Genomic DNA, 10,575 nt, shown 5'->3' with positions numbered 1-10,575 from the left:
CCCTTGGGGCGCCCGGTCGAGCCGGACGTGTAGATGACGTAGGCGATGCCGTCCGGCGCGGGCGGGTTCTCCGTGGACGACTCCGCCCACACCGCCGGGTCGCTCAGGTCCAGGGTCTCGGCGTCGAGGGTGACGCCGCTGGTGAGCACGACGCGGGCACCCGCGTCGGCCAGCACCAGAGCCTGCCGCTGCGCCGGGTTGGCCGGGTCGAGCGGGACGTAAGCCGCACCGCTCTTCAGCGCGCCCAGGATGCCCACGACCAGGTCGGCCGAGTTCGGCGCGCACACGCCGACCACGCCGCCGGCGCCGATGCGGTGCGCGACGCGGTTGGCCCGCGCGTTCAGCTCGGCGTACGTCAGGCGCACGCCGCCCAGGTCGACCGCCACCGCGTCCGGGGTCTGCGTCACCTGCTCCTCGAAGCGCGCGACGACCGGCGGAGCGTCCGAAGTGGACGTTCCGCTCCACGCCAGCACCTGGGCGCGCTCGGCGTCGGAGAGCAGCGGGAGGTCCGCCACCGGCGTCGCGGGGTCCTCGACGGCCGCGGAGAGCAGGCCCAGGAACCGGTCCACCATGGACTCCGCCGTGGCCCGGTCGAACAGGTCGGTGCGGTAGAGCAGGCGGCCGTCGACGGCGGTCAGGTCGATCGCGACGTCGTCCTTGGCGGTGGCGTAGCGGACCGGCTCGATGCCCGAGTCCGGGATGAAGTTGAACCCGATCTGGTAGAGCGCCTGCACCGCCGGGTCACGCTCCGGGCGGACCGCGTCGGCGACCAGCTGGAACGGCACCCGGCCGTGCTCGATCGCGTCCAGCACCGCCGTGCGGACCCGGCCGACCAGGTCGGCGAACGACGGGTCCCCTCCGCAGTCGACCCGGATGGCCAGCTGGTTGACGAACATCCCGATCAGCGGCGCCAGCTCCGGCAGGTCTCGCCCGGCGACCGGCACCCCGACCACGACGTCGTGCTGCCCGGACAGCCGGGACAGCAGCGCGGTGTACCCGGCCAGCAGCACCATGAACGGCGACGCCGACAGCTCCCGGCCGACGGCGCCGGCCTTCTCGAGCAGCCCGGCGGGCAGGTCGAAGTCGACCTGGTCGCCGGCGAACCCGAACTCCGCCGGGCGCGGCCGGTCGGTCGGCAGGCTGTGCACGGGCGGGAGCCCGGCCAGCCGGTCGCGCCAGTAGTCCAGCTGGGCGCGCACCAGCGGCAGCTGGCCGCGCTGCCAGGCCGAGTAGTCCGGGTACTGGATGGCCAGCTCGGGCAGCTTCGGCAGCCGGCCTTCGGCGACGGCGTCACACGCCTCGTTCAGCTCGCTGCCCAGCACCGGCACCGAACCGGCGTCGAACACCGTGTGGTGCACGACGAAGGTGAGCAGCCAGTCCGTGTCGGCCAGCCGGCACAGCTGGGCCCGCCACGGCGGCGCGGTTTCGAGGGGGATCGGCCGGCGGGCGATCGCCTGGGCCAGCTCGGCGGCCCGGGCTTCGCGTTCGGCGGCCGGGAGGTCACGCAGGTCGTGCACCTCCGGCTCGATCGGGACGTGCTCGTGCAAGACCTGGACGAGCGCGCCGTCCGCCATCCGGAACGCGGTGCGCAGAGCTTCGTGCCGGCCGACGACCACGCCGATCGCCGCGCGCCACTGCGACTCGGTGAGCGGCAGGTCCTGCCGCACCTGGCACGGCAGGTTGTACACCGGCGAGGCGGGGTCGAGCTGGTTCGACAGCCAGATCCGCTCCTGCCCGAACGAGGCCGGGAACGTCCATTCCTTCGTGTCGGTCATGTCTCCTGCTTCAGCGCTCGAGCTTGGGGATGGTGGTGGCGGCGGGTTCTTCGGGTGCTGCATCGCTTCGCAGCTCCTCGATCCGCTCGACGAGCGTGGCCACCGTGGAGGATTCGAACAGCGTCTTCATCGCCAGCCGGGCGCCGGTGGTCTTGCGGACCTGGGCGATGAGCTGGATGGCGACCAGGGAGTTGCCGCCGAGGGCGAAGAAGTCGTCGTGGACGCCGATGCGCTCGACGCCGAGGACTTCGGCCCACTGCCGGGCGATCTCCGCTTCGAGATCGGTGCGCGGGGCGACGTAGTCGTCCTGGGCCAGCGGCTTGGCCGCGGGCTCCGCGACTTCTTCGGTCTCCACCAGCGCTTCGGCCGTCACGCGACGGTCGAAGAGGTCCCGCACCGGGCGGGTGCTGATGACGACCTGACCGCCGAGCCCCGGTGTCAGGGCCCGCAGGAACGCCTCGGCGCCGTCGACCGGCCGGATCCCGGCCGACGTCCCCGCCACCGCGGGCGGCTTCGACGCGAGCCCGCCGCTGACCGCGTTCTCGTCGACCTGGCGCAGCACGAAGTCCTCGATCTCGGCCACCACGCGGCCGTCGTCGGCGCACAGCGTCAGGTCCGCGGCGATCACCTGGTCACCGCCGGAATCCCGGTAGCGCAGGTGGCTGTGGAAGCTCGCCGGCAGGACGTCGTGCACGACCACGCGGCCGTAGCTCATCGGCAGGTACGTGCCGCTGCCCCGGCCGCGGCCGAACGCCGTCGCGATGTCGAGCAGCGCCGGGTGCAGACCCCAGCCGGTGTCGCCGGCCGCCGCGTCCGGCGCGACGATCGACGCGAGTTCCTCGTGCTCGCCCAGGTGGTGGGTCCGCAGCGCGGCCCAGCGCGGGCCGAAGGTGACCATGCTGGTCCGGCCGGTGCCGAAGCCGTTTCCGTCGTCGAGCACCTCGGTCCGGCTCCGGATGGCGTCGAGGTCCACTGTGGACACACTCGGCGCCGGAACCCAGCCGGCGGAGCCCCGGACGTGCGTCTTGGTCATCCCGGCCACACGGCTCGTCACGGTGAAGGCGTCACCCTCGAAGCCGACGCGGTACTCGGCGACCGAACCTTCCGGCACCGAAAACGGCTCCAGGAACGCGACGTCGCGCAGCTCGACGACATGACCGTCGCCCGGCTTCGGCAGCGCCGCTTCGACGGCCGCCCGCACGGTCTCCAGGTGCCCGGTCCCGGGCACCACCGGCACACCGGCGATCCGGTGCTCGTCGAGCAGCCAGTGCCCGGCCGCCGAGACGAGCCCGTGGACACCACCCGCACTGCGCGTGGTCAGCACCGGGTGCGAGACCGGGCCGTCGGCCCGTTCGCGCGTCGACCGGATCAGCGACGGCGCTTCGACCTCGGCGGCCATGCCGACCTCGTCCCAGCCGCCCCAGTCGTGCGAGACGACCCGGGCCTGCCAGCTGTGGTCACCGCGGGCGTAGGCGTCGAGGAAGTTGTTGGCCGCGCAATAGTCGACCTGCCCGAAGTCCCCGGACACCGAGGTGACCGACGAGCACAGCGCGACGAAGTCCATCGGCCGGTCCGAGAACGTCTCGGCCAGCGCGAGGGTGCCGCCGATCTTCGGCGCGAGCACCGTCTCGGCGGCCGACCGCTCCTTGACCTCGGCGACACCGCCGCCGGGCAGCCCGGCCGCGTGGACGATCCCGTCCAGGCCGGCGAACTCGCGCTCGGCCAGCTCCCGGATCTCCCGCAGCCGCGCCGGGTCGGTGACGTCGGCGGCGAGCACGTGCACCACCGCGCCGGCCGCCTCCATCCGCCGGACGGCGAGCATCGCGCGCCCGAGCCGGTCGGTGCCACCCTGCGCGGCCAGGTGCGCGTCCCACTCCTCACGCGGCGGCAAGCCGTTGCGGGACAGCAGGATGAGCTTCGCCCGGACGCGCAGGGCGAAGTCCTCGGCGAGGGTGATGCCGATCCCGCCCGTGCCGCCGGTGATCAGGTAGCGGCCTTCCGGACGCAGGACCGGCGTCTCGGCTTCGGGCAGGGTGAGCTGCGTGTGGCCGAGCACCCAGCGGCGGCCGCGGCGCAGCGCGACCTCGGCGTGGGCGTCCGCCGGCGCGGACAGCTCGGCGACGACCTCGGCGGTGAGCGTCTCGACGTCGATCCGGCGGACGACCGTGCCGGGCTGTTCCAGGGGCAGCACGCGGGCGATCCCGGCGAGCGTCGCGTGCTCGGGCCGGGTCAGGTCGGTCCCGGTGACGTCGGCGGTGCCGGTGCTCAGCACGTCGATCCGCAGCGGCTCGGCCCACGCCTGGACCAGGTTGAGCACGCTGAAGAAGCCGCGGTCCTGGGCGGCCATCCCGGTCTCGGTGCCGCCCAGAGCCCACGCGTGCACGACCCGTTCGGGCCGGGTGCCGAGCGCGGCGACCAGTGCGTCGTAGTCCGCGCGCTCCCCCGGCCGGACGGTGAACCCGCCGTCGACCGCGGCGAACCGCGCACCCGGGCGGACCTCGGTGACCGCGACACCCGCGTCGCGCAGGAGCCCGGGCAGGACGTCGTCGTCGACGAACGCGAGGCAGGAGGCGAACGGTTCGCGCCGCACCTCCGGCCCGGCCTGCCGCCACGACGGCACCGCGAACCACTCTTCGAGCGGCAACGGCCCGCTCGGCTTCACCGGCTCGGTGACCGTCCCCGCCGGATCGGGATCGACCCAGTACCGCTTGCGTGCGTAGGGATAGCCGGGCAGCGGCACACGGTACCCGGACGTCACGGAATCCAGGATCAGCCCGTGTGTCCACAGCAGACCGGCGGCCGCGTAGAGCGTCTCGACGTCGCCCTCGCGGTCGGTGCGGCCGGGCAGGCTCGGCTGCGGCGCGGGCAGGCCCTTCGGCACCTGGCCGCGGGCCAGCCCGGCCAGCTGGTGGCCCGGGCCGCACTCGACCAGTGCCCACCGCTCGCCGCCGGCGAACAGCGTCCGCACGCAGTCGCCGAAGCGGACGGCCTGGCGCAGGTGCGCGGCCCAGTAACCGGGGTCGGTGGCCTGGGCGTCGGTGATCCAGTCGCCGGTCAGGTTGGAGAGGAACGGCAGCGACGGCGCCGAACGCGGCACCGCGGCGACGGCCTCGGTGAACTCCGCCAGGATCGGGTCCATCATCGGCGAGTGGAACGCATGCGACGTCACCAGCTCGCGGCACTGCACGTCGCTGGACTTGAGCCGCGCGGCGAAGCCGGCCACGACCTCGGACGGGCCCGCGACGACGCAGGTCCCCGGCCCGTTGACCCCGGCGATCGAGAGACCTTCGGGCAGCCGCCGGGCCACGGCGTCCTCGTCCAGCTGGATCGCGAGCATCGCGCCGGCCGGCATCGACTGCATCAGCGCACCGCGCCGGACGACCAGCTTCAGCGCGTCGGCCGGGGTGAACACGCCGGCGACGGTCGCGGCGACGTACTCGCCGATCGAGTGGCCGATCATCGCGCCGGGCCGGACACCCCAGCTGCGCCAGAGCGTGGCCAGGGCGTATTCAACGACGAACAGCGCGGGCTGCGTGTACCGCGTCTCCCGCAGCTTCGTGTCACCGCCGCGCTCGAGGATCAGCTCCTTCAGGCCCGGGATCTCGGCCAGCTCGCAGCACTCGTCGACGGCCGCGGCGAACACCGGCTCGCTGCGGTACAGCTCCGCGCCCATCCCGGCGTACTGGGAACCCTGGCCGGAGAACAGGAACGCGACCTTCAGCTCGTCCGCTTTCGCCGTGACCAAACGACGTGTGTCGCGGAGACCGTCGACGGCGTCCTCGGGATCGCGGGCGACGACGGCCGCGCGGTGCGGGTACTCCGTGCGCCCGGCCGCAAGGGTGTGGGCGACGTCGGCGAGGTCGAGGTCGACGTCCCCGGCCAGCCGATCGGCCAGCCGGTCGACGGCGACGGCGAGGGCGTCCGGCGTGTTCGCCGAGACCCGCAGCAGGTGCGCCGGGTGCGGCAGGCGGCGACGCTGCGGAACCGGCGCTTCCTCCAGCACTAAGTGGGCGTTGGTGCCACCGACGCCGAACGAACTGACGCCCGCCCGGCGCGGCGCGTCGCCCGCCTCCCATTTCGTCACCGTGCGGGCCGGGTAGAACGGGCTCGCCGGGAAGTCGATGCCCGGGTTGGCCTCGGTGTAGTTGATGGTCGGCGGGATGAGGCCGTGTTCCATGGCCAGGACGGTCTTGATCAGCGCCACCACCCCGGCGGCCTGGGACAGGTGGCCGATGTTCGACTTGACCGAGCCGATCGCGCACCAGGCCGTGTCCGGCACGCCGTGGCCGTACACAGTGGACAGTGAGGTGACCTCGATCGGGTCGCCCAGCGCGGTGCCGGTGCCGTGTGCCTCGACGTACCCGATGGTGCGCGGGTCGACCCCGGCCATGCCGACGGCCTGGGCGATCGCCTCGGTCTGGCCGGCGACGCTCGGTGCCGAGAAGCCGACCTTGGTGGCGCCGTCGTTGTTGATCGCGTTGCCGAGCACCACCGCGCGGATGTGGTCGCCGTCCTCGATGGCCTGGGCCAGCCGCTTGACGAGGACCACGCCGACGCCACTGCTCCACACCGTGCCGTTGGCCTCGGCGTCGAACGCGCGGACGTGCCCGTCCGGCGAAGTGAAGCCGTCGACGCCCATGTAGCCGATACCGTGCGGCATCTCCAGGTTCACGCCGCCGGCCAGCGCCATCTCGCACTCGCCGTTGCGCAGCGCCTCGCAGGCGAGGTGCACGGCGACCAGCGACGTCGAGCACGCCGTGTGCAGCGCCAGGCTCGGGCCGCGCAGGTTCAGCTTGTAGGACACCGACGTCGTCAGGTAGCTCGGCTGGTTGCCCGTGGACATCCCGATGCCGCCGTGCTGCGAGGCCATGATCCGGTCGTTGCGCAGCAGGTTCTCGATCAGGTAACCGGTCCGGCCGGAACCGCCGTAGACGCCGATGGCGCCGCGGTAGCGGGCCGGGTCGTAGCCGCCGTCGGTGAGGGCGGCGTGGCAGGCCTCGAGGAACACCCGGTGCTGCGGGTCGGTGATCTCGGCTTCGCGGCTGGTCATGCCGAACAGCTCGGCGTCGAACTCGTCGAAGCCGTCGACGACCGTGGTGGCGTTGACCCAGCTGGGATCCTCCAGCGTTTCCGGGTCGGCGCCGCGGGCCAGCAGCTCCTCGGTGGTCGCGGGCCTGATCGACTCGACGCCGTCGACGAGGTTGCGCCAGAACTGGCGGAGGTCGCCGGCGCCGGGGACGCGGGCGGCCATCCCGACGATCGCGATCGGCTCGGCGCCGGGTTCGCCGGGGCCGCTTTCGAAGTCGTGGGTCACTGGTGGCGCTCCTGTTCGTGGCCGTTCGTGGCGGCCGGGCGGCGGGGTCTTCTGGACGGGGTGCGCCCCCGGCGGGCGGCGACCCGCTCGGCGGCGCGGGCCAGCGCGGTGTCGGGCTTCGCCTCGGCCGCCGCGTGGACGTGGGCGGCGAGGGCGCGGACGGTGGGGTGGCTGAACAGCTCGACGACCGGGATGCGGCGGCCGAGCCGGCCGGTGATCTGGGCGTGCACCTGCATCAGGGCGAGCGAGTGGCCCCCGACGTCGAAGAAGTTGTCGGTGACGCCCACGCTTTCGACGCCGAGCACGTCTCGCCAGGCCTGCGCGATCACCGCCTCGGTCGCGGCCAGCGCCGTGACGTCGGCGACGACCGGGCCGGGCGCGGGTTCCGCGCGGGTCATCGCGCCCGGCGCGGCGGTGCGCACCGAAGGCCGCGGCGTCTCGGGCAGGCACGTGCCGACCGGCTGATCCGGCGCGGCGGCCAGCCCGGCGAGCAGGTCCGCGTAGTCCGCGGCGAGCGCGGTCATCCGGGCGGCGTCGAACAGGTCCGGGTTGTAGAGCAGCTCGACGCCGTGGCCGAGGACGTAGACGGTCAGGTCGAACGGCGACCCCGGCTTGGCGACCGGCAGCCATCCCGCCCGCACGCCGGGCAGCTCCAGGCGCGGCTCGGTGAAGTTCAGGACGTTCACCATCACCTGCACCAGCGGCGCCCGCGCGGGATCGCGGGGCACGCCGAGGGCGGTCACGAGCTGCTCGATCGACGCGGCCGGGTGCGCGGTCGCGGCCAGCAGCTCGGCCCCGCCGCGGCGGGCGTGCATGGCGAAGTCCGCGTCGTCGTCGGCGCGCAGCCGCACCGGCACGATGTCCACGAAGAACCCGGCGACGTCCTGGGTCTCGGGCAGCTGCCGGTCGGCGACGACGGTGGCGACCAGGTGGTCGTCGCCGCCGGTGAGCCGGTGCAGCAGCTGCCCGAACGCGGCCAGCAGCACCCCGGCCTGGGTGGTGCCGGTCCGCGCGGCCAGCTCCCGGACGGCGTCGGGGGCGCCGTCCGGGAACACCTGGTGCACGCTCGCGCCGTGGTAGGTCTGCACGGCGGGGCGTGGCCGATCGCGTGGCAAGTCCACTGTGGATGGTGCCCCGGCCAGGTGCTCGGTCCACCACGCGAGGTCGACGGCCTCACGACGGCTGTCGCGGTCCGCGCGCCACGCCGCGTAGTCCGCATAGGACGCGACGAGCGGCGGCAGCGGCTCACCGGCATAGGCCGCCGAGAGGTCGGCGCACAGCAGGTCCTGGGACCAGCCGTCGAACACGGCGTGGTGCAGCGTGAAGCCGAGCACGTGCTCGTCCGGCCCGAGCTCGTAGAGCCGGACCCGCCACGGCGGCTCGCGGTCGAGGTGCACCGGGGTCGCGGCGTCGACGGCCAGCCGGTCGGCGAGGAACGGCTCGGTCAGGCTGGTGACCGGCAGCGGAATGTCTTCCACGGGACGGCGTTCCGCTTGCGGGACACCGTCGACCGGGCGGATCCGCCAGCGCAGGATGTCGTGCCGCTCGGCCACCGCGCGCAGAGCGGCGCGCAGCCGCAATTTGTCGAGCGGGCCGGACAGCCGGAAGGCCATCGCGATGTTGTAGGGGGCCGCGTCCGGGGCGAGCTGGTCCAGGAACCACAACCGGCGTTGCGGCGGGGACAGCGTGGGTGCGTGCCCGGTGGTCAGGCCGGGCCCGGTCAGCGGCGCGGCGGCGGCCACCCGCCGGGCGACGCCGTCGAGGGTGCGCCCGGCCAGGACGTCTTCGGTGGCGACGTCGGCGGCCAGGTCGGCGCGCAGGGCCGCGACCAGCCGCATCGCGGCGATCGAGTCGCCGCCGGAGGCGAAGAAGTCGGGGCCCGCCCCGGCGCCGAGGACCGTCCGCCACACCCGCGCGACCGCTTGGGCCACCGGCGTTTCCGGCTCGCCGAGTGCGTCCGGCGTCTCGACTTCGGCCAGGGCGCGCAGGGCGGGGCGGTCGATCTTGCCGGTCACGGGGTTGACCGGCAGGGTTTCGAGCCACTGGATGGCGGCCGGGCGCATCGCCTCGGTCAGCCGCACGCCGGTGTAGGCGCGGACGTCCTCGTCGGAAGGCCGCGAGGCGGCGGCCGGAGTCAGGAACGCGACCAGCCGGGTGCCGCGCGGGCCTGGCACCGCTTCCACCGCGACCGCGCCCACCTGCGGGTGCGCGCCCAGCGCGGCCTCGACCTCACCCAGTTCGATGCGCTGCCCGCGCACCTTGACCTGCCGGTCGGCGCGGCCGGCGAACTCCAGCCGGCCGTCCGGCAGGACCCGCGCCAGGTCACCGGTGCGGTAAGCGCGCTCCCCCGGCGTGAACGGGTCCGGGACGAACTTCCGCTCGGTCAGCTCCGGGCGGCCGAGGTATCCGGCGGCCACCCCCGGGCCGCCGATCAGCAGTTCGCCGACCTCGCCCGGCGCGACCGGCCGCAGGTCGGCGTCCACGACGTACGCACGGTGGTTCGGCGTCGGCGTGCCGAGCGGCAGCGGGTCGGCGGGCAGGCCGGTGACCTCGTCGGTGACCACGACGACGGTCGTCTCGGTCGGGCCGTACACCTGGAAGAACCGGCGGCCGGGCAGCCAGCGCGCGGCCAGCTCGGCGGGCACCGGCTCCCCGCCGCAGGCCACGGTCTGCCAGCCCGGCACGTCCGCCGGGTTCAGCGTCGCGAGCAGCGTCGGTGTGACGAAGCCCCAGTCGACGTCGTGCTCGACGACGAACCGGCGCAGCCGTTCGGGGTCGGCCCGGTCGGCCGAGCCGGCCAGCTGCACCGAGCCGCCGCGGGTCAGCGGCACGAAGACGTCCATGGTGAACGCGTCGAAGCCGAGTGAGGAGATGCCGAGCGTGCGGGTGCCCGGGCCGACGCCGAGGCGCCCGGCGAAGCCGGTGACGAACGCGACGACGTTGCGGTGGCTGGTCAGCACGCCCTTCGGCCGCCCGGTCGAGCCGGACGTGTAGAGCACGTGGGCGGTGCTGTCCGGGGTGGCCGGGCAGACGCCGGGCTCGCCGGGCGACGGGACGTCGAGGGCCTCGATCCCGTCCACCGCACCGAATTCCGCGACGGCCGCGTCCCCGATGACGAGCGTGACGCCGGCGTCGGCGGCGATCCCGGTCAGCCGGGCCCGCGGGCCGCCCGGTTCGAGCGGCACGTAACAGCCGCCCGAGAGCAGGACGCCGAGGACCGTCGCCACGAGCGCGGGACGCCGGTGGGCGCACACGCCGACCCGGGTTTCGACGCCCGCGCCGCGTTCGCGCAGCAAGGCCGCGACACCCCAGGCGGCGGCGACCAGCTCAGCGTAGGTCAGCCGGGTTTCGCCCTGCCGTACGGCGAGCGCGTCCGGCGTCCGGCGAGCCTGCTCCAGGATCAGTCCGGCGACCGTGGTGTCCGGATAGGACTGTGGCGGGCCGTGCGTGCCCGCGACGGGCAGCGTGTCGGTCACGGTGAACTCC

Annotated in this window: 3 protein-coding genes; all 3 read right to left on the bottom strand. The window is 74.2% G+C overall.

Annotated elements, in window-relative coordinates; all coding sequences use genetic code 11:
* Positions 1–1,775, bottom strand: a 1,775-nt coding sequence (locus tag ACGFMK_RS39020) for a condensation domain-containing protein (protein ID WP_392774204.1), incomplete at its 3' end; no start/stop codon positions are given.
* Positions 1,776–1,785: 10 nt separating this feature from the next.
* Positions 1,786–7,089 carry a beta-ketoacyl synthase N-terminal-like domain-containing protein gene (locus ACGFMK_RS39015; protein ID WP_392774202.1) on the bottom strand — a complete coding sequence of 1,768 codons (5,304 nt, stop codon included), beginning with the start codon at positions 7,087–7,089 and terminating at the stop codon, positions 1,786–1,788.
* On the bottom strand, positions 7,086–10,565 hold the full coding sequence (locus ACGFMK_RS39010; protein WP_392774200.1) for an amino acid adenylation domain-containing protein: 3,480 nt from the start codon (positions 10,563–10,565) through the stop codon (positions 7,086–7,088). Before ACGFMK_RS39010 ends, ACGFMK_RS39015 begins: the two co-directional genes overlap by 4 nt.
* Positions 10,566–10,575 lie beyond the last annotated feature (10 nt).

Origin of the sequence: Amycolatopsis sp. NPDC049252, assembly GCF_043197175.1 — a bacterium.
Classification (GTDB): Bacteria; Actinomycetota; Actinomycetes; order Mycobacteriales; family Pseudonocardiaceae; genus Amycolatopsis.
This window is presented reverse-complemented; position numbering and strand designations above follow the sequence as displayed.